Annotated in this window: 21 protein-coding genes (1 of these 21 running past the window's edge); 13 read left to right on the forward strand and 8 right to left on the reverse strand. The window is 68.1% G+C overall.

All coding sequences use genetic code 11. The features are described 5' to 3' along the window. Positions 1-1166, reverse strand: partial view of an ELWxxDGT repeat protein gene (locus KM031_RS21790; RefSeq protein ID WP_215506982.1) — the 5' portion only. The gene continues 991 nt to the left of window position 1, outside the view; only the first 1166 of its 2157 coding nucleotides appear in the window; its start codon is at positions 1164-1166; its stop codon lies beyond the left edge, outside the window. 345 nt (positions 1167-1511) lie between these two features. Between KM031_RS21790 and KM031_RS21795 the strand changes: the two genes are divergently transcribed. From KM031_RS21795 to KM031_RS21840, 8 genes are all read left to right on the forward strand, one after another. Then, positions 1512-2591 carry a hemin-degrading factor gene (locus KM031_RS21795; RefSeq protein ID WP_215506984.1) on the forward strand — a complete coding sequence of 360 codons (1080 nt, stop codon included), beginning with the start codon at positions 1512-1514 and terminating at the stop codon, positions 2589-2591. After that, positions 2588-3421: a heme/hemin ABC transporter substrate-binding protein gene (locus tag KM031_RS21800; RefSeq protein WP_215506986.1), complete on the forward strand. Its 834-nt coding sequence runs from the start codon at positions 2588-2590 to the stop codon at positions 3419-3421. The genes KM031_RS21795 and KM031_RS21800 overlap by 4 nt, the downstream gene beginning before the upstream one ends. A gap of 3 nt (positions 3422-3424) precedes the next feature. Further along, positions 3425-4489 carry a FecCD family ABC transporter permease gene (locus KM031_RS21805; RefSeq protein ID WP_215506988.1) on the forward strand — a complete coding sequence of 355 codons (1065 nt, stop codon included), beginning with the start codon at positions 3425-3427 and terminating at the stop codon, positions 4487-4489. Between the two features lies 1 nt (position 4490). Then, positions 4491-5261 (forward strand): heme ABC transporter ATP-binding protein, encoded by a 771-nt coding sequence (locus tag KM031_RS21810; protein ID WP_215506990.1) that lies wholly within the window; start codon positions 4491-4493, stop codon positions 5259-5261. Positions 5262-5388: 127 nt separating this feature from the next. Next, positions 5389-6423 (forward strand): calcium-binding protein, encoded by a 1035-nt coding sequence (locus tag KM031_RS21815; RefSeq protein WP_215506992.1) that lies wholly within the window; start codon positions 5389-5391, stop codon positions 6421-6423. Between the two features lie 96 nt (positions 6424-6519). After that, positions 6520-8520 carry a TonB-dependent receptor domain-containing protein gene (locus tag KM031_RS21820; protein WP_215506994.1) on the forward strand — a complete coding sequence of 667 codons (2001 nt, stop codon included), beginning with the start codon at positions 6520-6522 and terminating at the stop codon, positions 8518-8520. Between the two features lie 24 nt (positions 8521-8544). After that, positions 8545-9669 carry a calcium-binding protein gene (locus KM031_RS22635; protein WP_215506996.1) on the forward strand — a complete coding sequence of 375 codons (1125 nt, stop codon included), beginning with the start codon at positions 8545-8547 and terminating at the stop codon, positions 9667-9669. 69 nt (positions 9670-9738) lie between these two features. Beyond that, entirely contained in the window at positions 9739-10809 is a 1071-nt protein-coding gene (locus KM031_RS21840; protein ID WP_215506998.1) for a hypothetical protein, read from the forward strand. Here KM031_RS21840 and KM031_RS21845 read toward each other — a convergent pair. From KM031_RS21845 to KM031_RS21870, 6 genes are all read right to left on the reverse strand, one after another. Further along, positions 10782-11717, reverse strand: coding sequence for a GGDEF domain-containing protein (locus KM031_RS21845; protein WP_215507000.1), 936 nt, complete (start codon positions 11715-11717; stop codon positions 10782-10784). The two genes, KM031_RS21840 and KM031_RS21845, sit on opposite strands and share 28 nt — an antisense overlap. Positions 11718-11786: 69 nt before the next feature. Next, the gene (locus tag KM031_RS21850) at positions 11787-12263 is read right to left on the reverse strand and encodes a DoxX family protein (protein ID WP_215507002.1); all 477 of its coding nucleotides are present in this window, start codon (positions 12261-12263) and stop codon (positions 11787-11789) included. Beyond that, on the reverse strand, positions 12260-13069 hold the full coding sequence (locus KM031_RS22640; RefSeq protein ID WP_215507004.1) for an HvfC/BufC N-terminal domain-containing protein: 810 nt from the start codon (positions 13067-13069) through the stop codon (positions 12260-12262). The genes KM031_RS21850 and KM031_RS22640 overlap by 4 nt, the downstream gene beginning before the upstream one ends. Further along, positions 13053-13967 carry an MNIO family bufferin maturase gene (gene bufB, locus KM031_RS21860; protein ID WP_215507006.1) on the reverse strand — a complete coding sequence of 305 codons (915 nt, stop codon included), beginning with the start codon at positions 13965-13967 and terminating at the stop codon, positions 13053-13055. Before bufB ends, KM031_RS22640 begins: the two co-directional genes overlap by 17 nt. An 89-nt stretch (positions 13968-14056) precedes the next feature. Beyond that, positions 14057-14329 carry a BufA1 family periplasmic bufferin-type metallophore gene (locus KM031_RS21865; protein WP_370879112.1) on the reverse strand — a complete coding sequence of 91 codons (273 nt, stop codon included), beginning with the start codon at positions 14327-14329 and terminating at the stop codon, positions 14057-14059. A gap of 131 nt (positions 14330-14460) precedes the next feature. After that, the gene (locus tag KM031_RS21870) at positions 14461-17199 is read right to left on the reverse strand and encodes a hypothetical protein (protein WP_215507008.1); all 2739 of its coding nucleotides are present in this window, start codon (positions 17197-17199) and stop codon (positions 14461-14463) included. 231 nt (positions 17200-17430) lie between these two features. Between KM031_RS21870 and KM031_RS21875 the strand changes: the two genes are divergently transcribed. Further along, positions 17431-17976, forward strand: a complete 546-nt coding sequence (locus KM031_RS21875) for a sigma-70 family RNA polymerase sigma factor (protein ID WP_215507011.1) — start codon at positions 17431-17433, stop codon at positions 17974-17976. Further along, positions 17973-18614, forward strand: a complete 642-nt coding sequence (locus tag KM031_RS21880; protein WP_215507013.1) for an NrsF family protein — start codon at positions 17973-17975, stop codon at positions 18612-18614. Before KM031_RS21875 ends, KM031_RS21880 begins: the two co-directional genes overlap by 4 nt. A gap of 23 nt (positions 18615-18637) precedes the next feature. Here KM031_RS21880 and KM031_RS22735 read toward each other — a convergent pair whose 3' ends face one another. Continuing rightward, positions 18638-20095 (reverse strand): DUF2793 domain-containing protein, encoded by a 1458-nt coding sequence (locus KM031_RS22735; protein ID WP_246567295.1) that lies wholly within the window; start codon positions 20093-20095, stop codon positions 18638-18640. A gap of 237 nt (positions 20096-20332) precedes the next feature. Here KM031_RS22735 and KM031_RS21895 point away from each other — a divergent pair, with 237 nt between their 5' ends. The 3 genes from KM031_RS21895 to KM031_RS21905 all read left to right on the forward strand — a co-directional run bounded on the left by KM031_RS21895 (position 20333) and on the right by KM031_RS21905 (position 25003). Next, a complete protein-coding gene (locus KM031_RS21895; RefSeq protein ID WP_215507015.1) occupies positions 20333-21865 on the forward strand; it encodes a hypothetical protein in 1533 nt (510 codons plus the stop codon). 76 nt (positions 21866-21941) lie between these two features. Continuing rightward, on the forward strand, positions 21942-24170 hold the full coding sequence (locus KM031_RS21900) for an O-methyltransferase (RefSeq protein WP_215507017.1): 2229 nt from the start codon (positions 21942-21944) through the stop codon (positions 24168-24170). Between the two features lie 149 nt (positions 24171-24319). Continuing rightward, positions 24320-25003, forward strand: a complete 684-nt coding sequence (locus KM031_RS21905; RefSeq protein ID WP_215507019.1) for a 6-hydroxymethylpterin diphosphokinase MptE-like protein — start codon at positions 24320-24322, stop codon at positions 25001-25003. The last annotated feature ends 2 nt before the right edge of the window (positions 25004-25005 follow it).

Genomic DNA, 25005 nt, shown 5'->3' on the forward strand with positions numbered 1-25005 from the left:
CTGCTGATCGAGGCCCCGGTCAGACCGGGGTTGATGTCCTTGAGCAGTCTGGTGCCTGCGGTGCTGCCATCCGAGATCCACAGCTCTTGCCCCAGCGTGCCGTTATTGGCGGCAAGGATCACCCGGCCGGTATCGCCCAAGGCGGCGATCTGCCCCTGCCCACCGGACATTGACGATCCCGCGCCGCCAAGGATGTCCAGCACCCGCTTGGTGCCGCCGCCGCTGCCATTTGTCACCCAGAGCTCGGTACCACTGCTGCCGTCATTGGCGGTGAAGAACAGCTTGCTGCCCGCGCTGGTGAAGCCGTTGACAGACGAGCTGCCTGCGCCGGGGTTGATGTCCTTCAGCACCTGGGTGCCATTGGCCGTGCCATCGGAGCGCCAGAGCTCAAAGCCGCTGCCCGCCGTGAAGGCAGTGAAATACATCACGCCGTCATGGGCGAAAAAGTTGTTCGGGTTTGACGTGCCCGCGCCCGGGTTGATGTCCTTCAGCAGCAGGGTGCCGTCGGCGGTGCCATCGGTCACCCACAGCTCCTGCCCGCTGCTGCCATCATTGGCCGAAAAGAACAGCTGATCGCCCAGCACCGCCGTCTTGTTGGTGGTCACATTGCCCGAGCCGCCGCCCGGATTGATGTCCTTCAGCATGAAGGTGCCGAATTCGCTGCCATCCGAGATCCACAGCTCGGTGCCATTGATGCCATCACTGGCCGAGAAGATCAGATTGCCGTTCAGCGCGGTCAGGCTGTTCAGGTTGGAGCTGTTGGCCCCCGGCAGGATGTCCTTCACCAACACCGTGCCCGCCTCGGTGCCATCGCTGCGCCACAGCTCATAGCCATTGATGCTGTCATGGGCGGCGAAATACACCGTGTCGCCCACGGTTGTCAGGGCATAGGGGGCCGAGGAGTTGGGGCCAAAGTTGATATCGGCCACCCGCACCGTGCCATCGGCGGTGCCATCGGTGGTGAACAGCTCGAACCCTGCCACGCCGTCATTGCCCAGAAAGAACACCGTCTCGCCCAGCAGGGCCGTCTCGATGCTGCCCAGCCCGTTCGAGGCCCCCGGGAACAGATCGCCCACCAACTCGGCCGCAAGGCCGCTGCCGTCGGTGGTGTAAAGCTCGTAGCCCAGCGTGCCGTTACTGGCGGTGAAGATGAGTTTGTAGGTCATCGGATACCCTCATATGCGTCATGAAAAATTGGGAAATAGGGCCTCCACGATGCCACGCGGCACCGACCCGGCAAAGAATGTTCTGCCCGGCGCAAACGGGCGGCGGGTTCAGGTCTTCCTTCTTTGCCGGGCTGTGACGGGCTTTGCCGAACGGAGGGCGGCACTTTTTCCTGAGTTTTTTCATCAACAGATGCGCGCACCTCTTGCATCGCCCCCGTGGCCGCGCCTATCAGAACAGCAGTGCCCGCCCCCGGCGGGCACATGCCGCCAGCCATGGGCCCGCAAGGCCCCCCGCCAGTCAGGCCCATTCGCATCGCATTTGCCCCTGCATTGGCTGGAAGACACATGACCCTGACCCCGACCGAGATCCGCGCCCTGCGCGCCGAAACCGCCAAGGCCCGCGCCCGTGACTTCGCACAGGCCAATGGTCTGACCGAAGCCGCCCTCGTGGCCGCCCATGTCGGCCATGGCGCCACCTGCATCGACCCGGCCCCCACGCGGCTGGTGCCGATGATCGAGGCGCTTGGCGATGTGATGGCGCTGACCCGCAATGAAAGCGCCGTGCATGAACGGCGCGGCACCTATACCGGCTTTGGCGGCGGCGGCAGTGCCGCCATCGTGCTGGGTGACGAGATCGACCTGCGCATCTTTCCGGCGCATTGGGCCACGGCCTTTGCGGTGGAGGAACCCGGCGAGGAGGGCGCGGTGAAGCGCAGCCTGCAGGTGTTCGATGCGCATGGCGAGGCAGTCCACAAGGTGTTCCTGAAACCGGAAAGCGATGTGGCAGCCTTTGCGGCGCTGGTCGCGGCGCTGCGCCTGCCCGATCAGGCCGACACCGTTTTCACCACCCCGGCCCCGGCCCCGGAAGGCCCGCGCGCCGATCCCGCCCGGCGCGAGGCGCTGCTGGCCGACTGGGCCGCGATGACCGATACCCATCAATTCGTGCGCATCATCAAACAGCACAAGATGAACCGGCTCGGCGCCTACCGGCTGGCGGGGGCGCCCCATGCGCAGGCGCTGGCGCGCGATGCGGTAACGCGGGCGCTGGAGGCTTCGGCGGCGGGCGGCTTTCCGATCATGATCTTTGTCGGCAATCGCGGCTGCATCCAGATCCATTCCGGCCCGGTGCAGCGCATCGTGCCGATGGGCCCCTGGATCAATGTGCTGGATCCGCGCTTCAACCTGCATCTGCGCGCGGATCACATCGCCGAGGTCTGGCTGGTGGAAAAACCGACGCGCCGCGGCCCGGCCGTCTCGATCGAGGCCTTTGATGCGGCGGGCGAGCTGATCCTGCAGATGTTCCCCAAACGCGCCAGCGAAGAAAGCGCCGAAGGGGTAGATCAGTGGAATGCCATGGCGCGCGGTCTGGCCAGTGGGGCCCCCGCGCCGCAGACCCCGCCGCAAACCGAGGTGGTGCCCGCATGATCCGCGCGGCTCTCGCCCTTCTGCTGCTGCTGTCCGCCCCGGCCGGGGCCGAGCCGCAGCGGGTGGTCGCCCTGGGGGGCACGGTGACCGAAATCGCCGCCGCCCTCGGCGCGGCGGACCGGCTGGTCGGCCGCGACAGCACCTCCACCTATCCGGCGGCGGTGCAGGCGCTGCCCGATGTCGGTTATCTGCGCGCCCTCTCTGCCGAAGGCGTGCTGTCGCTGGACCCCGATCTGATCCTGGCCGACCCGGATGCCGGCCCGCCCGAAGTGGTGGAACAGCTCAAGGCGACCGGCCTTGCCTATATCGAGGTGCCGGGGGCCTATGATGCCGCAGGCGTCGCCGGGCGGATCACCACCGTGGCCGAGGCGCTGGCGCGCCCCGCCGAAGGGGCAGCGCTGGCCGCCGGGGTCAGTGCCGCGCTGCAAGCGGCCGAGGCCCGCGCCGCCGCGATTCCGGCCCCGCGCAAGAGGGTGATGTTCATCCTGTCCTTGCAGGGTGGGCGCATCATGGCCGCAGGCCAGAACACCGCCGCCGAGGCCATTCTGGCGCTGGCCGGGGCCGACAATGCGCTGACCGGCTTTGACGGCTACAAACCCGTCACCGAAGAGGCGGTGCTGGCCGCCGCCCCCGATGCGATCCTGATGATGGACCGGGGCGGCGATCACGCCACCGCCGAGGCCGATCTCTGGGCGATGCCCGCGCTGTCCGGCACGCCCGCCGCCACCACCGGCACGCTGATCCGCATGGAGGGGCTGAAGCTGCTGGGCTTTGGCCCGCGCACCCCCGAGGCGGCGCAGGCGCTGCATGACGCGCTCTACGGGGGCTGAGCCATGACGGGCCAATCCTTTCCGGCCCCACCCCTTCCCGCCCGGCTGTGGCCGCTGCCGGTTCTGCCGCTGCTCTGGCTGCTGCTGGCCTCCATGGCGCTGCTGGCGCTGACCACCGGATCCTCGGGCGTGTCCCCGCTGCGGATGCTGGGGGCGGCCCTGTCGGGCGAGGGTGTGGCCGCGCGCGACTGGGTGGTGCTGACCGGCATCCGCCTGCCGCGTCTGGTGGCGGGGGCGCTGGTCGGGGCGGCGCTGGCGGTCTCGGGCGCGCTGATGCAGGGGCTGTTCCGCAATCCGCTGGCCGATCCGGGGCTGATCGGCGTGGGCGCCGGGGCCGGGCTGGGCGCGGTGACCGCCATCGTGCTGGGCGGGCTGCTGCCTCTGGGCCTGCTGGCCACGGTCGGCGCCCATCTGCTGCCGGTCGCGGCCTTTCTGGGCGGCTGGGGGGCCACGCTGATCCTGTGGCACCTGTCTCGCGCAGGCGGGCAGACCTCGGTCGCCACCATGCTGCTGGCCGGTATCGCGCTGGCCGCCTTGGCCGGGGCGCTGACCGGGCTGCTGATCCAGATCGCGGATGACCAGCAGCTGCGCGACCTGACCTTCTGGAACATGGGCTCGCTCTCCGGCATCGGCTGGCAGCGGCTGGCCGTCGCTGCCCCGTTGATCCTGCCGGTGCTGCTCTTGTCGCCCCGGCTGGGGCGCGGCCTGAACGCGCTGTCGCTGGGCGAAGCCCCGGCGCAGCACATGGGCATCGAGGTGGAGCGGCTGAAACGCTGGACGGTGCTGTCGGTTGCGGCGGCCATCGGCGCTGCGGTCGCCATCGCGGGCGGCATCGGCTTTGTCGGCATCGTGGTGCCGCATCTGCTGCGGCTGGCGGGCGGGCCGGATCACCGGACCCTGCTGCCGCGCGCCGCTCTGCTGGGGGCGGCGCTGCTGATCGGGGCCGATGTCATCGCCCGCGCCATCACCCCGCCCGCCGAACTGCCGATCGGCATCATCACCGCCTGTTTGGGGGCGCCGGTGTTCCTGTGGATCCTGCTGCGCCGCGCCCGCGCAGGCGAGGTGTGACATGCTCGAGGCCCGCAACCTGCATCTGCGCCATGGCGCGCGCAGCCTGATCCGCGATCTGGAGTTCACCGCCGCCCCCGGCCGGATCACCGCCATCGTCGGGCCGAATGGCGCGGGCAAGACCACGCTGCTGCGCGCCCTGACCGGCGAGACCGACATGGGCGAGGTCCGGCTGAACGGGCTGGCGCTGCGCGGCATGGCCCCGGCCCGGCTGGCCCGGCTGCGCGCGGTGCTGCCGCAAAGCCTGGCGCTGGCCTTTCCGTTCCGCGTGGCCGATCTGCTGCGCATGGGGCAGGAGGCGGGCGATTGCGCCGCGCAGCCGGGGCTGATCGAGGCGGCGCTGGCCGAGGTCGGTCTGGCCGGGTTCGGCCAGCGCATCGTGACCAGCCTGTCGGGTGGCGAACAGGCGCGGGTGCATCTGGCGCGGGCGCGGGCGCAGGTCTGGCAGCCGGTCGGGCCGCAAGGCCCGCGCTGGCTGCTCCTGGACGAGCCGGTGGCCAGTCTCGACATCGGCCATCAGGTGCTGGTCATGCGCCGCGCCCAGGCCTTTGCCGATGCGGGCGGCGGTGTGGTGGCGGTGATGCATGATCTGAACCTGACGGCGGGCTTTGCCGATGAGGTCGTGCTGCTGGGCCATGGTGCATTGCTGGGCGCAGGCCCGCCCGCCGCCGTGCTGACCGAGGCGGCGCTGTCGCAGGCCTATGGCTGTGCGATGCGGCTGAACACCACCCCGGCGCAGGGCCTGTTCGTGCTGCCACAGATGGTGGGTTGACCGGGCGCAGAGGGGTGCGGGTAATTTGTTGACAAATTAACTAAGCTTAATTATCCCCACCGCATCCACATGCAGCCCGCTCTCCCGCCAGTCAGCATGTTTCACCCCTGACGGACGGGACAGAGACATGACGCTGACCATCGACGCGAGCGCCACTTCGGGCGTGAACTTCGCCACCTATATCACCGATTATTTCGCAGGCTTCGCCAGCGCTGCCACCAGCTTTTACGGCGGCACACCTGACCGCGCCTTTGGCGGCACCTATTACATGAATGGCGATCAGGTTCTGGCCCGGCTGACCGCCGAAGGGGCCGAGGCCCCCGCCGACGCCGCCGTGCTGCTGGAAGGCGAGGATCTGGCCTATGACATGATCCACCACGGCGCGAGCTATGGCCATGGCATCAGCGGCACGCTGGACCGTGTGACCTTCGGCGCTTGGGTCGAGGGCACCACCACCGGCACGCAGGGCACCGGAGAGGCCGGGCTGATCCGCGGTTTTGCCGAAGGGCTGGTGATCGAGGGTTTCGATCTGACCGCCGCCCCCGGCGCGGGCAATGACACCGCCACCAACAAGGTCTATGCGGCCTATAGCGCGGCGCGCACGCTGGATGCCGGGCTGCTCTATGACCTGATCAAGGACAATGCGGTAGAATTCACCGGCTCTGCCGGGGCCGATACCATGGCGGGCTACGGGCTGGACGATGTGCTGCTCGGCAATGCCGGCAATGACAATCTGCAGGGCAATGGCGGCAATGACCTGCTGCTGGGCGGGCGCGGCCGGGATGTCGTGCTGGGCGGCAGCGGCAGCGACACGCTGCACGGCGGCAGCGGCGATGACCGTCTGGGCGGTGGCGCCGGGGCCGATATCCTGTCGGGCGGGGCCGGCAATGACCGGCTGACCGGCGCGGGCGGGGCTGATCGGCTGACCGGCGGCGCGGGCGCAGATGTCTTCGTGTTCGGCGCCTCGGCCGGGCGCGACACCGTCACCGATTTCGACACCAGCACCGACCGTCTGGATGTCAGCGGCATGGGCGTGGCCGGGCTGGCGGATTTCGCCATCACCGAAACCGATGAAGGCGTGACGCTGGCGCATGGCCGCGTGGCGATCACCCTGCTGGGCCTGACCGAGGCCGATCTGTCGGACGGCCTGTTCCTCGTCTGACCCCTGCCTGCGGGCGGGGTGCCCTCACGGGTGCCCCGCCCCTGCCCTTTCGCAGGCCCCTGCCCGTCAGGGTCTGCCCGAGACCGGATGGATGCCATGCCCCGCACATCGCCCCCTGCGCCCGCTGACCGGAGCCTGCTTCCGGCGCTGATCCTGCCCGTCCTGATCCTGTCGCCGCTGCTGGCGCCGATGGCCCGGGCAGAAGAGCCAGTCCAGCAAGAGCCGGTCCAGGAGGTGGTGATGGAGGCGATCATCCTGCGCAATGCCCGGGACGAGGCCCCCACCGCCACCAATCCCACCGCCACCAGCACCACCGAAACCGGGGCGCAGCCGCGCGGGCTCGACAGCCTGCTGCGCGACATGGCGGGGGTGACGACCCAGGGCGGATCCGCCGCCGAGGCCGAAACGGCGGTGAACATCCGCGGATTGCAGGATCATGGCCGTGTCGCCGTCACCCTTGATGGCGCGCGGCAGAACTTCGCCCGCGCCGGTCATGGCGCGAATGGCAGCTTTGCGCTGGATCCCGAAATGCTGCGCTCGGCCACGGTGACGCGCGGACCGGGGGCGGCCACCGGGGCGATTGCCGGGGCGGTGGCGCTGCGCAGTGTCAGCGCCGAAGATCTGATCCCGGCAGGCGAAACCCAGGGCGGCGAGCTGCGGCTGCGCTATGGCCGCCTGTCCAGAAGCCCTACCCTGCATGCCGCCTGGGCCAGCCAGCTTGGCGCGGATGCCGATCTGACCTTTGCCGCCACCCGCAGCGAGACCGGCGATTACCGCGACGGTGATGGCAATCTGGTGCCCGCCGGGCAGCGCAGCCAGTCGGGCCTGCTCAAATTCGGCTGGCGTCCCGATGCCGATCACAGCCTGACCCTGAGCGGCAGCCTGCTTGACCGCAGCTATATCACCGGGCGGCAGACCTCGGTGCCACGCGACACCGATCTACGCAGCGGCATGCTGGTGCTCGATCATGTCTATGATCCCGACAGCGATCTGCTGGCGCTGCAGACCACGCTCTATCGCAGCGGCATGGAGCTGGATCAGACCAGCCTCGATACCAGCCTGACCCCCACCGGCGAGAGCCGCGCCTATCGCACCGAAACCACCGGCCTGCGGGTGCAGAACCACGCGCTGTTCGATCTGGGCGCGACCGCGCATGAGCTGACGCTGGGGCTGGAGGCCTTCGAGGACAAGGTGACCACCCGCGACAGCGCGCAGGCCAGCCTCACCCCCTCGGGCCAGCGCCGGGTCTGGGGGCTGAGCGCCACCGACCGCATCGAGCTGGGCGACAGCACGCTGAGCTTTGGTCTGGCCGCCGAAGGCTACAGCCTGCGCAGCGCGGCCGGTGGCAACAGCGGCACCAGCCTGTCACCGCGCCTCGCGCTGGATCAGCCGCTCAGCGACACGCTCACCCTGCATCTGGCGCTGGCCCAGGGGTATCGCCCGCCCGCGCTGAGTGAATCTCTGGTCGATGGCAGCCATCCCGAACCCGCCGATTTCGCGGTGCGCCCGAACCCGAACCTGAAGGGCGAACGCGCCACCTCGGCCGAGTTGGGCCTGAGCTACAGCGGCGACAGCCTGCTGGCCGAGGGCGATCAGCTGACCGCCCGCGCCACGCTGTTCCGCAACACCGTGTCCGATTACATCGGCATGGTCTGGGTCGGCTCGGTCTTCACCGGCTATTACCAATACCAGAACATCAACCGCGTGCGCATCGAAGGGCTGGAGCTGGAGGCCGATTACGAACGCGACGGGCTGTTCGCCACGGTCTCGGCCCAGCATCTGCGCGGCATCGACCTCGATACCGGAGCAGAGCTGTCGCGCGTGGCCCCCGACCGGCTGGTGCTGACCGCCGGGCTGCGGCGCGGCGCGGATGACGAGATCGGTGCCCGCCTGACCACCGTTGCCGCCAAGACCGCAGGTGATCTGAGCGCGGGCAGCTGGACCACGCTGGATCTGTTCCTGACCCGGCCGCTGGGCGACAGCGCCCTGCTCGCGCTGTCGGTGAACAATGTGCTGAACGACACCTATACACCCCATCTCGAAACCCAGCCCGCGCCCGGACTCAACATGCAGGCATCGCTGTCGATCCGCTTCTGATCGCAGCTCTGGAAAGGACAGACCATGACCCTCCGCATCACCCTGACCGCCGATCCGGCCACTGGCAAGGGCGTCAATTTCACCGCCGCCCTGGCCAGCTATTTCGCGGATTTCGTTCCCTATCAGATGCCCTGGTTCCTGGAACCGACCGGCAGCCGCGAAACCACCCAGATCCTGCATCTGGACACGCCGGTGGCCGGGGCCGAGGCCCAGACCCGCGTGGTAGTGCTGGATGGCGAGGATTTCCTCTATACCTTCTCCAACCACACGGTCAGCGGCACGATCGACACCATCCGTCTGGCCACGCTGGGCAAGGCCTGGGATGCGACGGCGGAGGATCTGGCGCTGAAGGGCGGGCTGATCCATGGCGTGCAGACCGCCATCACCATTGACGGGCTCGGCATCGACAATGCACCGGGCGTGGCGGGGGATGTGCATGCAATCGTGGCCGGGCTGATGGGCGGCGGGCCGGATGGCAACAGCGTCGATGCGCAGCCGCTCCTCGATCACCTCTGGGCCGAGGGCCATCTGGTGAAAGGCTCCACCGGGGCCGATACCCATCTGGGCACCGCCTTTGGCGATACGCTGCGCGGTCTGGGCGGCAATGACACGCTGAATGGCCGGGGCGGCGCGGATCTGCTGCAAGGCGGCGCCGGGGCCGACCGGCTGAGCGGCGGGGCCGGGGCCGATACCCTGTCGGGCGATGCCGGGGCGGACAGCCTGCTGGGCGGCGCGGGCAATGACCGGCTGAGTGGCGGCGCCGGGGCGGATGTGCTGACCGGCGGCGCGGGGGCCGATACGCTGTCGGGCGGGGCCGGGGCGGATCGCCTGACCGGCGGCGCGGGCGGCGATACCTTCGTCTTTGCCAATGCGGCGGCGGCGCGGGGCGATACGATCACCGATTTTCGCGCGGCCCAGGGCGATGTGATCGACCTTTCGGCCCTGGATGCCGATGCCGGTCTGGCGGGCCATCAGGCGCTGGAGTTCCTGGGGCGCGGGGCCTTTACCGGCGCGGGCGGCGAACTGCGCCTGCTGAGCGGCAAGGGCTTTGTGCAGCTGGTGGCGGATCTGGATGGCGACCGTCAAGCCGATTTCCGCATCACGCTGACCGGGGCGCCCAGCGTTCTGGCCGACGATCTGCTGCTGTAAACCGCGCGCCCGCCGCGCACCCCGGCAATTGCGCTTGGGTCCGGCGGGCTTCCCCGGCATAGTGGCGGGATGGCCCTGCCCCCCTCTCCCTTCCCCCGGTTTGACACTGGCCCTGAGCCCGATGATGACGGCTGGCCCGGCGATGATGACAGCGCCGGGGCGGATCTGTGGTTCCTGCCCGGACCCGAGGCCGAAGACGACACCCCCGCCTTTCCTGTGGCCGCCGCGCCACCGATCCCGCTGTTCGATCCCGCCGAATGGCAGCGGGCGCAGGCGGCCCAAAGCGCTGATCTGGCCGCGCTGGCGCTGCGCTTCGGCATCTTGGGCGAACGGATGCGCGGCGCGCCCGCGGGCTGGCCGCAGCGGCTGGCCCTGCTGGAGGTGGCGGATCTGGGCTGGTGGGCGGGCGAGCGCATCGCCGCAGATCGCCTGGCGCTGTGGCTCGGCCTGCGGCTGACCGGGGCGCAGCAGGATGCGCAGGCGCTGGCCCGGGCCGGCTGGGCCGCGCGGCGGCTGATGGGTGGGCCGCCGCCAGATGCCGGGGGCTGGCAGGCCGGGCTTGCCGCCTTTCTGGGCCGCGCGGCGGGAGAGAGCGGCAGCGCCGCCGCCTTGGCCGAGGTAATGGCACCGATGGGCGGGCTGCATCCGCTGGTGCAGGCCTGCCTGCTGTTCCATGCCGCCCGGCTGCTGCGCCCCGGCCCGACCGGCGATATCGAGGCCGCCATTCTGGCCGCGCGCCATGGCGCAAGCTGCCTGCCGCCCGAGGCGGGGGCGCTGTTCCTGCCACTGGCGCTGGCGGGATCAGCGGGTCTGCGCGCCCATGGCAGCGCCGAGGCCCGGCTGGCGGGCTGGCTGCGCGGGGCCGAGGCCGCCTGCCACAGCGCGCTGGCGCATCTGACCCGGCTGAGCGCCTGGCAAGACCGGGCGGCGGCAGCGCTGGCCGATCTTCAGGGCCGCACGCCGCAGGCGATGCAGGCCGCGCTGATCAGCTGGCCTGCCCTGTCCGTGCCGCTGGCCATGGCCGACAGCGGCGCGAGCCGCGCCGCCGTGCAGCGCAATCTGGATCTGATGCAGGCGCGCGGCCTGATCCGCGAGATCACCGGCCAAAGCCGTTACCGGGTCTGGGCCGCCCGGATCTGAGGACGCTCCGGCCCGTCGGCCTCCACCCGGTCGAAGTCCGACCTGTCCCGGCCCTCGGGCGGGGGGATCCGGCTTTGCGCGACAACCCGGTTGCGCCCCTCGGCCTTGGCCTGACGGCAGGCGGCTTCGGCCATGGCCAGCAGCGTGGCCAGCGGCCGTTCTTCGGCACTGGCGGCAACCCCGATCGACACGCTCACCGGCTGCGCCCCGGCCTGCACCTGCCGATGCACACCCTGGCGCAGCCGTTCGGCCACGCTCTGCGCCACCTCCGGCCCGGCCCCCGGCAGCAGGATCACGAATTCCTCGCCGCCATGCCGCGCCGACAGATCACCCTGCCGCAGCGCCGCCCGGATCGCCTCGGCCACATCATGCAGCACCCGGTCGCCCATGGCATGGCCCAGATCGTCATTCACCGCCTTGAAATGGTCGATATCCAGATAAAGCAGCCCGCCCCGCACCGGCCCCCTCACCTGCCGCGCCAGCCCGCGCCGGTTCAGCAAACCCGTCAGCGGATCCGTCTCGGCCGCCCGGGTGCTGGCATCGAGCCGCTGCCCCACCGCCAGCATCAGCCGGTTGGTGCGCGCCATCAGCCGCCCCACCTCATCCTGAAACTCGCCGGGCAGCAGCGGTGCCGCCCCCTCGGCCTCGAACAGGCGCAGCGTGGTTTCGATCCGGTAGAGCGGCTGCATCACCGCCCGCAACGCGAGCAGCGTGGCCACGGTGCCCAGCAAGGTCGCGGCGAGCAACAGCAGCAGCACATCCAGATGCGCCGACAGCGGCCCCGCCCCGATCAGCACCTTGCCGATCAGCACGATCAGCGGCAGATGGATGCCCAGAAAGGCCAGCAGAAACATCTTGGCGGTAAAGCTGCGCGGAAACAGCCGGTTGAGCCAGGTATAAAGCCGCATCACTCCTCCGCACATGGGCGGGCCTCCGGGACCGTGGCCCGATCCTGCCCTGCAACCCTTTACAAAGGGTTACAGACCACGCCCTGCCGCCACAAGGGGCGGTCTGCCGTCCGGGGCCGGCTCCAGCCCCAGCAGATGGTCCAGCGACAGCCGCCCCGGCCCGGCAGCGATCAGCCCCAGACAGCAGGCCGCCCAGAGCCCATGGGTCACCCAGGCCTCCGGGTAGACAAAGGTCTGGATCACCAGCGTCATCACCAAGAGCGCCAGCGCCGCGCCGCGCGTGGCCAGCCCCAGCACCAGCAGCACCGGCAGCACATGTTCGGCCAGCGTGGCCAGCACCGCCGCCCAGTGCGGCGGGATCAGCGGCAGCGCATATTCGTATTCAAACAGCACATAGGTGGCCTCGGTGATGCGCAGCCCCTCCACCTTGGTACGGGCCGAGGCGAAGAACACCGCCGCCGGAAACAGCCGCAGCAGCAGGGCGGGCAGATCCCAGGGCAGGGCGGCACAGAGCCGGTTGAACCGGATCAGCAGGGGGCGGATCATGGTGTGTCTCCAGAAAGGGGAAGGGGGTCAGAGGGAGGTGCCACCAGCACCCCCGCCCGCGCCAGCCGCAGCAGGATCGCGCCCGGATCATGGCCGGGCTGGTCGCGCTGCGCCGCAGCCCCCGCCTGCATCAGCGGTGCCCCGGCCAGCAGCGCCGCGACAAAGGCCGCATCGCCCGGTGCCAGCCGCCAGACCGGCACCTCCTGCGCCGCCGTGCGCAGGATCAGCGCCACTTCCGGCACCGCAGGATCCACCGGATCCGCGCCACCGCCCGGCTGATGCCGGGCCCAGATCGACACGATGGCATGGGCGCTGCGCAACAGCGTGACCGAAGGGTGCAGCGCCACGCGGGCCACATCGGCGCGCGCCGCCAGCTGCGCCAGATCCGCCGGGCCCAGGGCTGCCCCATCAGCGGCATGATAGGCCTGCCCGCGCGCCAGTTCGAGCCGGGCGACATCGGCCAGATAGGGGAGACCCGCCAGCGGCGCAAACCCGGCCAGAAACGCCGGAAACTCGGCACCCCATTGATGCAGGATCGGGCTCTGTGGCGGATGGGCGGTGCTGAACAGCGGTGCCAGCGCGGCAAAGAATTCGTCCCCCAGCAATTGCGCGATCACCGCAAAACGGCTGGCCAGTGCCCGCGACAGGCTCTGCGTCACCGTATTGCGATAGACGGCAAAGCGCAGCGCCGCCTCCTCCGGGGCCGAGGCGCATATCCCGGGCGGCAGTCCGCCCTGGACCAGCCCGGCCTGAAACGCCGCCAGAAACCCGGCGTGACCGGCAGGTGGCTCAGCAGGCAGCGGCATGACGCGGCCCCCCTCGGGCGGCCAGATCCGCCGCCGCCAGACCTGCCGCCGCCAGAATCCCCCCTGCCCGGGCCGCCTCGGCCAGAAGCTGCGGGAAGTCGGGCAGATCATTGTCCCATTCGATCAGCGTCGGCTGCGCGCCGATCTGCGCGATCACCTCTGCATAAAGCGCCCAGACCGGATCGGCGACCGGCCTGTCATGCGCATCAATCAGCAGCGGCCCCGAAGGCAGCGCCTCGGCCGCATGGCCGCCCAGATGGATCTCGCCCACGGCGTGCAGCGGGAAATCATCCAGATAGGCGCGCGGATCCTGCCGGTGATTGGTGCAGGACACAAAGACATTGTTCACATCCAGCAAGAGACCACAGCCGGTGCGCCGGGCGATCTCGGCCAGAAACGCCGTTTCGGGAATGCTGGATTGCGCGAACAGCAGATAGGTGGAGGGGTTCTCCAGCAGCATCCGCATCCCCAGCGCCTCTTGCACCTGATCGATATGGTCACAGACCAGCGTCAGGGTTTCGGGCGTATAGGGCAGCGGCAGCAGATCGTTCAGATAGGCCGCGCCATGGCTGGACCAGGCCAGATGTTCCGAAAAGCTCTCGGGCTGATAGCGGTCCACCAGTGCGCGCAGCCGGGCCAGATGCGCCGGGTCCAGCCCGCGCGCGCCCGCAACCGGCAGGCCGCCGATCGACAGGCCCACCCCATGCAGCGACAGGCCGTAATCGGCACGCAGCGCCGCCAGCATGGCATGGGGCGGCCCGCCCGCCCCCATGTAATTCTCGGCATGCACCTCAAAGAACCCCAGCGCCGGGCGCAGGCCGCGGATGGCTGCAAAATGTTCGGGTTTGAAGCCAAGGCCGGGCAGCGGGGGCAAGGTGGAAGCAGGGGCAGGCAGCATGGCAGCACCTCTGATCGGAGAAGGGTGGGGTGATCGGGGAAAGAGGGGGGAATGTGGCCGGGGGATCCGCTGTCCCCCGGCCTGCGGTCTCACATCTTGACCGGCTCCAGGCTGCCCATGCCATGCGGGGTCTGCATGGTGGTGCAGGTGCCCGCCGGCACCAGCTTCCAGGCATTGCCCTGATAATCCTTGGTCGCGGTGCCCGCGCAGCTGGTTCCGGGGCCCGCCGCGCAGTCATTCTGGCCCGCCATGGCCACACCATAGCATTTTTCCATCTCGCCCTCGGCGGCCGCCTGGCCTGCGGCCAGGGTCAGGGCGGTGGCCAGCGAAGCCGTCAGGCTAAGGGCAGTGGTCATCTTCATGGATCGTCCTCCGGGATATGGGCCGGACCTCATGTCCGGGCCTCCGAAGATCCATTCGCCGCCCAGCCCCCCGGCATTACACGCGTTACAGACGGTCACGAACTGGTGTTCATCCGCCCCTCGTGCCCGGGTCAGATAAACAGGAAATCCGCAACGCCAAGCTCTTGCGCATCGACATTCTCGAATGTCAGACGGGTGCCTCCCGTACCGACCAGCACAACGGCGCGCGATCCCTGGTCCAGGATGGTCAGCCCCTCAAATCCACGCGCCAGCCCGGAAATGACGACGACATCACTGCCGATGACGAAATCATGCAGCACGTCTCGTCCCGACGTCCTGCCGAAATGGAATTCGTCCCGACCGCCGCCCCCCCAGAGCGCATCGTTTCCAGCCCCGCCGAGCAGCGTATCCGCCTGCAATCCGCCATAGAGACTGTCATCCTCGGTCCCGCCGGACAGACGGTCCCTGTCTGCCCCGCCGAACAGCTCATCATGGCCCGCATCCCCCGTCAGCCGGTCCTCGCCAAGGCCGCCATACAGGGTATCGCCACCGGTCTGCCCGTTCAGCGTGTCATTGCCATCATCGCCATAGAGGCTGTCCTGCCCCTTGCCACCAGAGACCAGATCCGCATTGGCCCCGCCCCGCAGCCTGTCCTGTCCGTCCCCACCGGACAGGCGATCCTGGCCTGCCCCGCCGAACAGCTCATCAGCCCCGTCTTCCCCCAGCAGCCGATCATCATCGACGCCGCCATAGAGTGCATCGTCTCCGGCCTGCCCTCTCAGGGTGTCATCCCCGCCATTGCCATAGAGCCGGTCCCCCGAACCGCCCCCATAAAGGTCATCATCATCGGTGCCACCGTAAAGCCGGTCCTGCCCGTCCTGCCCCCTGAGCAGGTCATCGCCATCGCCGCCATACAGCGAATCTGCCCCGATACCGCCTGTCAGCGTGTCATTTCCACCGGCCCCATACAGCCGGTCGCTGCCATTGAGGCCGCGCCGCAGATCAGCCCCCGGGCCTCCCGTCCAGATGACGGGACTGTCCTGCCCATCGTCCAGATTGCTGAGCCCGACCGGGGCAACGACCAACCCGTCATAGGCGGGATCCGAAGAGACCACCGCAGTCAGAAGATCAAAGACCACGGCCCCATCATCGCGGTAATCATCAAGACCCCGGATATGCACCTCTTGCCACTGGTCCCAGTTTTCGGCATCAAAAACCAGATTTGCGGTTTCCACGACAGCTTCCGACGGATCCGACACAGAAAAACTCAGCATGACGTCACTGACCGGGCGTGTCGCCAACCGCATCAGGACAACCGCCCCCGAACCGTCTTCACCCGTGGTGCCATCACCCAGCCGCGTCGCCACGACGGGCCCCCCCGCCACAGGCGCCACGGCATCGCTGTGCAGAAGCTCGACGGTCCCGTGCCCGTCGGTATACCGGGCCCGCACAGAGATCTGGGTGAACAGATCCTCCAACGCGAGGGCATAGGTGGCGCTGGTCTGCCCTGCGATCGCAACACCGTCGTGATACCATTGAAACTGCCAGGATCCCGCTGAAATCCCGTCACCATCCGTGATGGAGGAGACATCCGCTTCCAGAATCTGCCCCAGCACAGCGTCTCCGGCAATCTCGACCGACCCCGCCGGAATATCGTTGCGGCCGAACACCTGTGCGTAAATGCCGGTGCCCGAGCCATCCTGCCCATCGGACACCCAGGCCACTTCGAAGGCCCCTCCCTCAAGCGCGGTGACCACAAATGCGTTCTGATTGCCCTGGCTGTGGCTGTTGACCCGAAAAGCGGCCCCCAAGGCGGTACCTTCACCCGAAAAGACCTGCGCAAAAACGCCGGACAGGGACCCATCGGGGGCCGTCCAGACCACGACAAATCCGCCATCCTCCAGCGCCGTCAAAGAGCGCCCGGGCAATGTCAGCGGGTCACCGACTGCATTGCTGTCTGAATCGTATATCTGGGCGGAAATCTGCGCACCGGATGCGGCGGTCGACGCGACGACAAAACCGCCGCCCTGCAGGACCGTTATCGCCGGACTGCGGGCATCGAATGTGGCCCCTTCGGCCACCCCCTGCGCGTCAAAGGCCTGTATATGCGTCACCGGATTGAAATAACTGCTCCGCCAGGCAAGAACAAACCCTCCATCCGGCAAAACCGTGACATCGGGAAAGGCCACGGATGGATCATCAAAGATATAGTCCCCGACCAAGGCAGCCTCGCCAAGCGGGTCCCCGTCGGCATCCCGCAACCGCATGAACACCCCACCCCCGGCACTCCGGTCGGTCCAGGTTTCCAGGATCTGGCCGTCAGCAAGGGCTGTCATATCCGTCTGCGCGACACTGCCCGCAAAGATATCGGAACGTTGGCTGCCATCGGCATCCACCAGCATGCCAAAGGTATTGCGCGGCCCCATATGGTCTTCCCACACCATCCAGGTGACCAGAAAGCCGCCATCGGCAAGCGGCGACACCGTGGGGGCCACGATAGACAGGAAGTCCGGCGGTGGAAACGGGCCGATCTGGATTTTCACCGGCTCTCCGTCCACGCTGCCATCTGCCTGAAAGAACTGCACTTCCAGCTCCCAGGAGGACACGCGGAACCGCGCGTATCCGTCGCCGCCCGGCACGATCAGCCCGCTGCCCTTGCTGGCAAGGAATTCACTTGCGAGGACAGTCCCGTCCCGGTCCTGCAGGACACCATATCGTCCGGACTGTGATGAGGAGTACCAGGTGATGATCTGGCGGCCATCTGCCAGCACCATGATATCGGGGCTGTGTTGTGCCCCTGCGGTCGTGGAATTCAACCGCATTTCCGGGCCATCGGCATAAGGGGTCGGCAATGAAATGATCTGTGCCATCAGCACCTCCACAATACAGGTCTCACGTCGCGCAGGCGCAACGGGATGAAATCAGGCAAGGCCCACAGCATGACATCCGCAGCGCCATAAGGATACGCCCCGCATCTTCCCAAGACCATGACAGCCCGGAAACCACTTTCGCATGATGGGCAGGCCCGGCGCAGACAATTTTTACGCATGCGCGCCATCCTGCTGTAACACGGGGCCCGCGGCGGCGAAGTGAAAGGCAAGATGCAGAACAGCGACACCGACTGGGCCGGGCTGATGCGGGCGGCCATTGCGGGGGACGGGCAGGCCTATGCCCGGTTCCTGCATGCGGTCACGCCGGTTCTGCGCCGGATCATCCGGGCGCGCGGCCAGGCGCTGCCCCCTGACAGCCATGAGGATATCGTGCAGGAGGTTCTGCTCGCCCTTCATCACAAGCGCCACACCTGGGCCCCGGATCAGCCGATCCGACCCTGGATCTATGCGATCACCCGCTACAAGGTGGTGGATGCCTTCCGCCGCCGGGGCCGGGCGCTGCATCTGCCGATCGAGGATTTTGCCGAGGTGCTGGAAGGGCCCGCAGGCCCCGACCCGCTGGCGCTGCGCGATGCCGAGGCGCTGATCTCTCAGCTGGATCCGCGCGCCGCCGATGTGGTGCGCGCGATTTCGCTGCGCGAAGAACCCGTGGCCGAGGTCGGCGCGCGGCTGAACCTGTCGGACGGGGCCGTGCGCGTGGTGCTGCACCGCGCGCTGAAACGTCTGGCCGAACTGGGCCGCAGGGGAGAGCCATGAGCACCGAAGACCTGATCCAGAGACTGGCCGCCGCCGCTGCCGCCACCCCACTGAACAGCCGGGCCATTCCGGGGCTGGCGCTGGCGGGGCTGGCGCTGGCGGCGGTGCCGATGCTCTGGGCGCTCGGGCTGCGGCCCGATCTGGCGGCAATCCTGGTGCAGCCGCTGCTCTTGGCGAAATCGCTGCTGCCGCTGCTGCTGGCGCTGCCTGCCGGGGCGGCGGCGCTGCGCCGGGCCCGACCGGGTGCGCCCCCGGCCTCTGGCCTGATCTGGCCCGGGGGGGTGCTGGCGCCGCTGCTGGCCGCCGCCCTGTGGCTCTGGGCGCTGGCCGTCACACCCCGGGCCGATTGGGGCGGCGCACTGATCGGCCAGACATTGCCGCAATGCCTGGCCGCGATCGTGACACTGTCGGCCCTGCCGCTGGCGATCAGCCTCTTTGCCCTGCGGCGCGGTGCCAGCACCACGCCGCATCTGTCGGGGGCGCTGGCCGGGTTGGCCTGTGGCGGCATCGCCACCGCCGCCTATGCGCTGCATTGCACCGAGGATCACCCGCTGTTCTACATCACCTGGTATGGCTGCGGCATCGGCCTGTCGGCCGGTCTCGGGGCGCTGGCCGGGGGCAGGCTGTTGCGCTGGTGATCAGACCCAGCGCCCGATGGCGGTCAGCCGCGCCACATCGGCGCGCAGCGCATCGGCCTTGTCGCGCAGGGTGAAGCTCGCGCTTGACACCCGGGGCGGCATCCAGCACCAGACAGGACAGCACATTGGCCAGCGCCACCCCCGACAGCCGCGGCACCGCCGCGAAGGCCGCGGGATAGACCCAGCTGGTCGGCCCCGAGGTCGCCCCGGACTGGGTCTGGGTGCAGATCTGCGTGCCATCGGCAAAGCGCACATACTCGCCATTGGCATTGCTGCCGCGCTCCATCACCGCGCCGGTGGGCAGGCCCGCGCTCTGGCTCACCGTGCCCAACAAACGGCCCGAATGGGACATCTCGTTCCAGCGCGACCAGCCTGCCGCCCCCTGCGAACGAAAGAACATCTGACCATGGCCCGCGCCGACATAGGTGCAGAAGATCTGTGTCCAGTTGGTCAGCGAGCGCCGCAGATTGAGCAGCGCCCCCGCCGAGGAAACCGGGTAATTGTTGCCCGATGTATTGCTGGCTGTGGAATTGAAATAGGAACAGCCCGCTGCCCAGCGTATCGAGATTGTCTGCGCTGCCCAGCGGGATCGGTACGCCCAGCCCGAAATCCCCGGTTTTCAGCAGCCGCCCCGCCGTGGTGTCGGTGGTGCCCTGCGTCACCGCCGTGCCCGCCAGCGGTACCGACAGCGACAGGGCACTGGCGCTCAGCAGCGCGCGCTGGATGCCGCCAGTGGCAAAGCCGATCTGATCCGCCGCCGGACGGCAGAGGCCGGTATCGGCATCGCCGGCAAAGCCGAGGCCCGGTGCCCCCGCCGATCCCTGTGCCACCAGCAGCCCCTGCGGCGCCAGCACCCGGCCCGTCTCGGCCTCGGCGCGCAGGGCCTCGGCAAAGCTGCCGCCATCGGCACTGACCTTGACCGAAAAGTCATTGCTGCCCACCAGCCCCAGTTCGGCCCGGCCGGACCAGCCGCTCTGGAACAGCAGGCTGGCCGTCGCACCCGGACCGGCCTTGTTGATCTTCATCTGATGCCCGTCGCCCACATGGCTGAACAGCGTGGCCGCCGCCGCCACCGCCACACGGTTGGTCGCATCGGCGCTGGTATTGATGCCCAGTTCAGAGAACAGTTGCGGCTCTTCAACCGGGGCGCGCCAGTGCACGCCGTCAAACACCACCGTCACCGCCTCGGCCAGAACATGCGCCGACCAGCCCGGCTGCGGCGCAAAGAACTGCCAGCCCCCGGCCTCGTGCAGGGCAATCGCGCCCTCTTGCCCGGCCCAGGGCCCGCCCGCCTCGGCGGCCACGATATACCGCGCCCCTGCCCCGGGGGCTGCGGGCGGCACGGTCAGGCTGCGATCCGTGACCACCAGCTGCACCAGCACATCCAGCAGCCGCAGCGCCTCGTTATGCGTGACGTGTTTCTGTGCCTGTGAAGGCTGGATATAAGGCAGGTTCAGCACTGCCGAGACATCATCGGGCATCCAAAAGACCTCGCGGAGGGAAAGGGGGCCAGTCTAGGGCGGGATTGGTTACCCTGCCCGTGAAGACAGCGCGCGCTGGTCGGCCTGCTGGCGCAACACCGCCGGTTGCGGCCCCGGGCCACCCGCCCCCGGCAAAAACCCTGTGACAACCCCCGCCCCGCCGCCTATGTTCGCGCAAAGCCTTTTCCGCAGGTCTGGCCAATACCGCCCGCCTGCCTGACGCCCAGAGAGACCCTGATGCCCCTGCCTGATCCTGCCCTCACCGCCTCCGGCACCCTTGTTCATATCGGGGCCGGCAGCGGAGAGCGGCTGGCGGCACAGCAAAGCTCCGGCCTGTCACGCATCGTGCTGGTAGAGCCGGATCCCGAACTGGCCGCCGCGCTGATCCGCCAGACCCGCGACGAACCCCGGATCGAGGTGCTGCCGCTGGCGGTGGCTGGCGCAGATGGCGAGGCCACGCTGGAGGTGATGAATTTCCCCGATCTGAGCAGCCTGCGCCGCCCGAATGCGGCTCTGCGCGGCCTGTTTCCGGGGTTGCGCGCCCGCGCCCAGCCGGTGGTCGAGGTGCTGTCGCCCGCGACGCTGCTGGCCCGGCTCGGCCCGCTCGACCAACCGCTGCATGTGATCCTTGAAGCAGCGGGCGCCGAGCAGGAGATCCTGACCGGCTGGAAGGCCGCCGGGGCGCTGGCGCAGATCGACCGGCTGGAACTGCGCTGCGGCGAAGAGCCGTTCCATGACGGGGCCGCCGGACGCGCCGCGCTGGAAAGCTGGCTAGTCGCCGAAGGGTTCGCGCTGGACCGCCGCGATCAGACCGACCCGGACTGGCCGGTGCTGCATCTGCGTGCCGATGCCCATGCCCGCGCCCAGACCGCCGCGCTGACCGAGGCCCGCACCGCCCTGCAGGCGCTGGAAAGCCGGGCGCAGCAGGCCGAAACCGCGCTGACCGAGGCCGAGGCGCGCGCCCATGCCGCAGCCGCCAGCGCCGCCACCCGGCTTGCGGCGCTGGAACAGAGCCTTGCCGAGGCACAATCGGCCCTCGCCGCCAAGGACGCCAGCCTGAGCGAGGCCGAGGCCCGGATCAGCGGCACGACCGACCGCGCCACCAGCCTCGACACGGCGCTGGCCGAGGCGAAAATCGCGCTGGCGACCAAGGCCACCGCGCTGGCCGAGGCCGAGACCAAGCTCAAGGCCGCAACCGAACGTGCTGCGACCCTCGACAAGACCCTTGCCGAGACAAAAGCCGCGCTGGCGGCCAAAGCCACCGCGTTGACCGACGCCGAGGCCAAACTCAAAGCCGCCACAGACCGCAGTGCCGCCCTTGACAGAACCCTGACCGAGACAAAAGCCGCACTGGCCAGCAAGACCACCTCCCTGGCCGAAGCGGAAAAGCTGGCAACCAGCCGCAGCACCCGCATTGCCGAGCTGGACAAGACCATCGCCACGCTGCGCAACCAGCTCTCGCAGGCCAATGAGGATCTGAGCCGGAATGCGTTTGATCTGCGCAGTACCCGCAATGAGCTTGGCCTGGCGTTGCGACTTCAGACGACCGCTCAAAGCGAGCTTCAGGAGCTGCGGCAGCGCTATGAGGCCGTGCAAGCCATCAAGCAGGAACAGGATGACCTGCTGCGGCAACTGACCCCCCGCCTGCACGAAGCCGCCCGGCAATTGCAGAACTTCGCGCTTGCAGAGGCAAGTGCCGCTGAGACCGCGCTGAGGCAACAGCCCAGCAAAGCTCTGCCCGGAAAAAAGGCGAGGAAAATCAAGGCATGATCCTCTGCCTGCATAGCCAGCACCTCCTCGCGGCGCAGCGGCGCACAGAGATGAGCCCGTTGAGAAAGACTCGGCAATGAGCAAGACAAAGCGCAAGTCGAAAGATGCGGCCTCCAAGAGCAGGGCCGCTCAAAATCCGATTCTGTCCGATCTGCCGCAGACATATGCCCAGATCGCGCCGCAGACTGCCGCAGCTCTCGCCCAAAGCATCGAAGAGGCGCTGACCCTGCTGTCTGGCCGCACGCGCCATATGGAACTTCAGGCCGATATGCTTGCCGCACATCAGGCGGCGCCCCTGCCCAGCCTGCTGGCCCGATGCGAATCGCTGCTAGAGGCACAGAACGGCTCACCCGCCGCCCCGCTGCGTCTTGTGCATGGCTTTGCCTGCACAGGGGAGGCGGAATTTGCGGCACTGCTCGGCTTGGTGCCCAATCTTCGGCTGCTGCCGGGCCTGGACCCGTTTCATACCTTCGCCGGCGCCGGAATGGCACCACAGCCCAGCGATATCTTTGGCCAGGTGCTGGCACAGCCTGCCGCATCGCAGATGCAGACGGACAGCCGGGCCATGCAGGAAGACGCTGTCAGCGCCGCGCTACACGCCCTCCACGCCGGGCATGAGCGGCAGGGTCTCCATCTGATCATGCGGTGCTACAGCCAGTCCCGCTACGACGCCGCACCCGCAGGACCAGACCTGCACCGACTGCTCGAATCCTCTCTGGCCGGGGCTGAAGCCCCTCCAGTCTGCGGTCTGGTCATGGTCTGCCATCCGCTGCTGTCCTACCTGCGGGCGCAGGCACGCGGGCAGCTGCATTTCCAGCCGACAAGTCTGGAAAATTACGCAATGCGCTATCTGGCCTTTCTGGCCGATCATGCTGCCCTGCCGATCATCACGGCCGAAGATATCGCCGATGCCCCTGAGCGCAGCCTGCACTGGATCGCACAGCATCTGCACCTCACGCTGCCGGATGATCTGGCCGCCCGGATCGAACTGGCCACCGCTCTTGCTCCCCAACGCTCGCCTGAAGCCGTCCCGGGACTGCTGCTTGTCTATGGCGATGGCACCCCCGCGACCGAAGAGCCCCTGGACAGCCCCGCATACCTGACCCTGTGTGATCGGCTTGGCTATGCGCCCGACAAGTTGCCAGCAACGGCACACCCTTCCGCCCAGACGGATGCCATGCCGCCTACCGCCCCGCGCCGGGCGCTGCCATCCCATGCGTCCGGCAACTCACGCGCCCGGCTCAGTAGTTTTCTGCCCCTGCTCGCGCGGGTCACCCGGGATACAGCACAGCCCTCCCCCTTGTTGATCCCTGCCGCACAGCTTCTGGATGTCAGCGATCTGGTCAGACTTGTAGAAACCTGTCTCGACAGGCCGGAAGGATTTTACGAAGCACTGGATCAGACCTCCCGGCAGCTGCCGCCGCAGGACAGCGCATTGCTGTTCCTGAGCTGTGCTGCCCATTTTGCCGCAAAGGGCGAAAACATTCATGCTCTGGGTCTGTTGGCCGAAGCGACAGATACCATTCCTGCCGATGCGCGCCCGCTGCGCCTGCTGGCCGCCGATCTGTATCTGCGGCTGCGCAAACCGGATATGGCGCTGACCTTGCTGTCAGGCGATGCCCTGAGTGGCCCGTTGCAAATGGGTGCCCCGCAGCGTCAGGCGCTGCAAGCCGCCATCGGCAATCATGCGCCTGCTGCGGTGTCTGAACATGGCCATGCCCTGCTTCTGTCGCACCTGGCCGCTCACCCCCCGGTGCCCGCCGCAGACCGGCCCCGCGTGATGATCGAGATCGGCACCACACGCGAGCGTGTGCCCGGACAGGGCTCTACGGAAAAACTGGCCCGCTATTGCGCCGAGCACGGCATGGAATTCATCACCGTCGATATGGACCCGCGGAATTCCGCTGTCGCCCGCCGCATGTTCCGGCGACTGGGTCTGCCCTTCCGCGCCGCCACGGCCAAGGGCGAGGATTTTCTTGCCGCGTGGCAGAGCCAAATCGATTATGTGTTCTTGGATGCCTATGATTTTGACCATGGCAAGCACAGTGAACTGCGCCAAAGCCGATATGAAAGTTTCCTCGGCAGCCGCATTGAGGATGCCCAATGCCACAAGATGCATCTCGACTGTGCCGTCAGCCTGGTTGAAAAGCTCGCCCCTGACGGGGTGATCTGTTTCGATGACACTTGGCTTGATGCGGACAAGGCCTGGACCGCGAAGGGCAAAACCGCGATGCCCTATCTGCTTGCGCATGGGTTCCGTGTTCTGGAAGCGCATAATAACGCGGCCCTGCTTCTGCGTGGATAATGGCGCTGGGAAGAGGCAACAGCACACTCTTGGCGACAACAGGCACAGCCCCCATATCACTTGCGCATGCCCTGGCCCCATCCGGTCGCGGGGGCCGCGCGTCTATGTGTTTCCGTCTCTGTGCCCCTTTATAGAGTGATCGCCATACCATGCCTCAACTGACCCGCTTTCAGGATCTGCATCGCGGCGAAAGGGCCGTGATCGTCTGCAACGGCCCCTCGCTCAATCAGATGGATCTGAGCTTCCTGCGCCATGAGTTGGTGATTGGCCTGAACAAGATCCATCTCGGGATGGAGCGCTTCGGTTTTGCACCGCGTTATCTGGTGGCGGTGAATGCGCGGGTGGTCAAACAGGCCCGGGCAGAGCTGGCGGCGCTGACCGCGATCAAGTTCATCGGCGCGCGGGCGGCGGCCCATCTGCCAGAGGATGCCTTCACCTATCATGTGCCGGTGCTGAATCCGCCGGTGGTGTTTTCGCGCGATCTGACGGTCGGCGTGCGCGAAGGCGGCACCGTCACCCATGCCGCGCTGCAGATCGCCTGGTATATGGGGTTCACCGAGGTGGTGATCATCGGCATGGACCACCGGTTCACCTATCAGGGCGCACCGCATGAGACGCGATTCCTCGACGGTCCGGACCCGAATCATTTCAGTGCCGATTACTTCGGCAACCAGTCTTGGGACAATCCGGATCTCGCCCGCTCCGAGGCCTCTTATGCCGAAGCCCGCCGGGTCTATGAAGAAACCGGGCGCCGCGTCCTTGACGCAACCCTGGGTGGTGCCTGTCAGGTCTTCCAAAAAGCGGATTACCGACAGGTTTTCGACGTAAACTGACA

The organism is Gemmobacter fulvus (assembly GCF_018798885.1).
Taxonomy (GTDB): Bacteria; Pseudomonadota; Alphaproteobacteria; order Rhodobacterales; family Rhodobacteraceae; genus Gemmobacter; species Gemmobacter fulvus.

Excerpts from the sequence above, each read along its gene's own strand:
- KM031_RS21795 (WP_215506984.1), top strand. The coding sequence starts at position 1,512 with ATGACCCTGACCCCGACCGAGATCCGCGCCCTGCGCGCCGAAACCGCC.
- KM031_RS21800 (WP_215506986.1), top strand. The coding sequence starts at position 2,588 with ATGATCCGCGCGGCTCTCGCCCTTCTGCTGCTGCTGTCCGCCCCGGCC.
- KM031_RS21805 (WP_215506988.1), top strand. The coding sequence starts at position 3,425 with ATGACGGGCCAATCCTTTCCGGCCCCACCCCTTCCCGCCCGGCTGTGG.
- KM031_RS21810 (WP_215506990.1), top strand. The coding sequence starts at position 4,491 with ATGCTCGAGGCCCGCAACCTGCATCTGCGCCATGGCGCGCGCAGCCTG.
- KM031_RS21815 (WP_215506992.1), top strand. The coding sequence starts at position 5,389 with ATGACGCTGACCATCGACGCGAGCGCCACTTCGGGCGTGAACTTCGCC.
- KM031_RS21820 (WP_215506994.1), top strand. The coding sequence starts at position 6,520 with ATGCCCCGCACATCGCCCCCTGCGCCCGCTGACCGGAGCCTGCTTCCG.
- KM031_RS22635 (WP_215506996.1), top strand. The coding sequence starts at position 8,545 with ATGACCCTCCGCATCACCCTGACCGCCGATCCGGCCACTGGCAAGGGC.
- KM031_RS21840 (WP_215506998.1), top strand. The coding sequence starts at position 9,739 with ATGGCCCTGCCCCCCTCTCCCTTCCCCCGGTTTGACACTGGCCCTGAG.
- KM031_RS21845 (WP_215507000.1), bottom strand. The coding sequence starts at position 11,717 with ATGCGGCTTTATACCTGGCTCAACCGGCTGTTTCCGCGCAGCTTTACC.
- KM031_RS21850 (WP_215507002.1), bottom strand. The coding sequence starts at position 12,263 with ATGATCCGCCCCCTGCTGATCCGGTTCAACCGGCTCTGTGCCGCCCTG.
- KM031_RS22640 (WP_215507004.1), bottom strand. The coding sequence starts at position 13,069 with ATGCCGCTGCCTGCTGAGCCACCTGCCGGTCACGCCGGGTTTCTGGCG.
- bufB (WP_215507006.1), bottom strand. The coding sequence starts at position 13,967 with ATGCTGCCTGCCCCTGCTTCCACCTTGCCCCCGCTGCCCGGCCTTGGC.
- KM031_RS21865 (WP_370879112.1), bottom strand. The coding sequence starts at position 14,329 with ATGAAGATGACCACTGCCCTTAGCCTGACGGCTTCGCTGGCCACCGCC.
- KM031_RS21870 (WP_215507008.1), bottom strand. The coding sequence starts at position 17,199 with ATGGCACAGATCATTTCATTGCCGACCCCTTATGCCGATGGCCCGGAA.
- KM031_RS21875 (WP_215507011.1), top strand. The coding sequence starts at position 17,431 with ATGCAGAACAGCGACACCGACTGGGCCGGGCTGATGCGGGCGGCCATT.
- KM031_RS21880 (WP_215507013.1), top strand. The coding sequence starts at position 17,973 with ATGAGCACCGAAGACCTGATCCAGAGACTGGCCGCCGCCGCTGCCGCC.
- KM031_RS22735 (WP_246567295.1), bottom strand. The coding sequence starts at position 20,095 with ATGCCCGATGATGTCTCGGCAGTGCTGAACCTGCCTTATATCCAGCCT.
- KM031_RS21895 (WP_215507015.1), top strand. The coding sequence starts at position 20,333 with ATGCCCCTGCCTGATCCTGCCCTCACCGCCTCCGGCACCCTTGTTCAT.
- KM031_RS21900 (WP_215507017.1), top strand. The coding sequence starts at position 21,942 with ATGAGCAAGACAAAGCGCAAGTCGAAAGATGCGGCCTCCAAGAGCAGG.
- KM031_RS21905 (WP_215507019.1), top strand. The coding sequence starts at position 24,320 with ATGCCTCAACTGACCCGCTTTCAGGATCTGCATCGCGGCGAAAGGGCC.